Here is a 2,073-nt window from a genome sequence, read left to right as displayed (position 1 = left end):
CCGCTCGGCTCACTCCTGATCGCCGGCGGCATCGGCTTCGCGCTCGCGCTGTTGATGTCACGGCCCGCACGTCGCCCGCCGCCGCGCTGGCGCTATTACGGCTAGGAGCTGAAGCTCGATCTCTCGTGCCCCGGACGCAATGCAGCGTGAAACGCTGCATTGCTGAGCCGGGGCCCATTCTTTTTGAAGTAGATGCGGGGTCCCGGCTCTGCGTCGCAACGCTTCGCGCTGCGCCCGGGACACGAGACTTCAGCTAAGGCTACCGGACTTCCGCCGCTCGCCCGACATTGCCCGGCGGACGCGGGATCGCGGGGTTTTGAGCCGGATTGCGCGGCCCGGGCGCCGGCGCCAGCTGACGCGGCGCCGGCTGCGGCGAGCCGAAGCCGAAGAAATCACGGAACGACGGCGCCGCCTGGGCCGGTTGCTGCACAACCGGCGGCTTCTTCGGTGCGAGTTTCGGCGGCGCGATCGCGGCGGCCGCGCCCGGTGTGCCGGGAGCAGCAGCGCTGCCGTCAGGCGTGGTCGCGGCCATCGGCGTATCGCCCTTGGCCTGCTCGCGGCCGACTTCGCGGCGCGGCCAGGCGTAATCGTCGGCGCGGCCTGCGGGGGCCGCCAGCGGCTCGCCCTTCACCATCGTCTTCGCAGCGAGCGCATCGACGGCGGCAGGACGTGAGCCCGGGCCGCCCAGCAATTGATCGGTCGAGATCGAGGCGGCAACCAGCGGCACGATCGGGCCGGCGAGCGGCCGCGGCGCGGGCTTGCCGGGCTCGGCGCTGGTGTCGGGCGTTGCCGGTTCGCTCGGCAGCGCGATCGGGCCGGAGCGGCCGGCGAGCAGGCGCGTGATCTCGCGCTCGACATAGTGAGCCAGCTTGCGCGCGCCGGGCTTGGTGAAGAAGACGCCGTCATAAGTGCGGAGCTGACGGATCTGGCCCTCGAAGTCCGGGCCCTTCTGGAGGAAGCGGCCGGCTTCGTCGACAAAGCCGTCCCAGACATCGACATAGGTGATGCCGGCCTTGGCCGCGCCCTCGCGGTAGAGCGAATCCAGGAACAGCATGTCCGCCGTGCCCTTCGGGCCGCGGATCGCGGGCAGGCCGACCCAGAGCACCGGCACGCCCTTGGCTTTCAGGACGTTGGCCAGCTCCTCGATCTTCTTGCCGTAGAGCTCGACCCAGCGGTCGTCGCGGAATTCGTAGAGGCCGTTCGGGTTGCGCGCGGTCTTCTCGGGAGCCGCGGTCTGCGGCGCGTCGGCGTTGTCGGCGTCATCCTGCGGCAGGTCGGTATCCGCCGGCTTGTCGTCCGGCTTGGCGGCGGTGTCGGGGCTGTTGGGCTTTGCATCGCCTGGCTTGCCCTGCGGCTTGGCGCGCGCACCCTTCTCGTTCTTCTCGTTCTTCTTGTCTTTGTCTGCCGGCTTGTCGGCGACGGGCTCGCGGATGGCGATGCGGTCGTTGAGGCCGAGCATGACGACGATGATGTCGGGCTTCTCGGTCTCGAGGATGCCCTTGGCGGCAGCCGCCCAGTCCGAAGGTTCGCCCTTCGGCTGGTACTTGATCAGGCCGGACGTGGTCTTGTGCTTGCGGATCACGCCCATGTCGGGCTGCTCGGTGTAGGCGTCTTCCAGGCCGTAGGCGAGCCAGTCGGCCATGGCATCGCCGATCACCAGCACGTTCTTGTCGGGAATGGTGTCACGCTTGCTAGGTGCCGGTGCGCGCGAAAAATCCTGGCGCGGCGCCTGCGGCTGTTGCTGCTGGAACGGCGCGAAGAAGTCGCCGCCGAACCAGCCGCCGCCACCTCCACCTCCACCGCTACGCGGTGGCGGCGGCGCCGAGCGCTGCGGCGGACCGCCGAAGCCGGGGAAGTTGAAGAATTGCGCCGAGGCGGGTCCTGCGACCGACACCAGAATCGCAAGCGCCGTCCCCAGCGCGATCAACGGGCCGGTCTCGGTCAGCGCCTTGAACAGGGACTTCTTCGACATGCGATCTCGGGCACGCGCAACGGGGTCTGGATAGGCTCGATATAATAACGGAATCAGGCGCCAAACGGGCAGATTCCGTTGCAGATTCTTTGGCCATACAC

The 2,073-nt window shown here is 68.8% G+C and carries 1 protein-coding gene and 1 pseudogene; one reads left to right on the top strand and one right to left on the bottom strand.

Annotated features, from left to right (window positions below):
- A pseudogene (locus tag AC1D00_RS38320) lies at positions 1-105 on the top strand (CsbD family protein); the annotation flags it as partial.
- Positions 106-259: 154 nt separating this feature from the next.
- Here the strand turns inward: AC1D00_RS38320 and AC1D00_RS38315 are convergent.
- A complete protein-coding gene (locus AC1D00_RS38315; protein ID WP_477014250.1) occupies positions 260-1,972 on the bottom strand; it encodes an SGNH/GDSL hydrolase family protein in 1,713 nt (570 codons plus the stop codon).
- Between the last annotated feature and the right edge of the window lie 101 nt (positions 1,973-2,073).

This window comes from Bradyrhizobium sp. P2_E8, from assembly GCF_056403875.1.
This window is presented reverse-complemented; position numbering and strand designations above follow the sequence as displayed.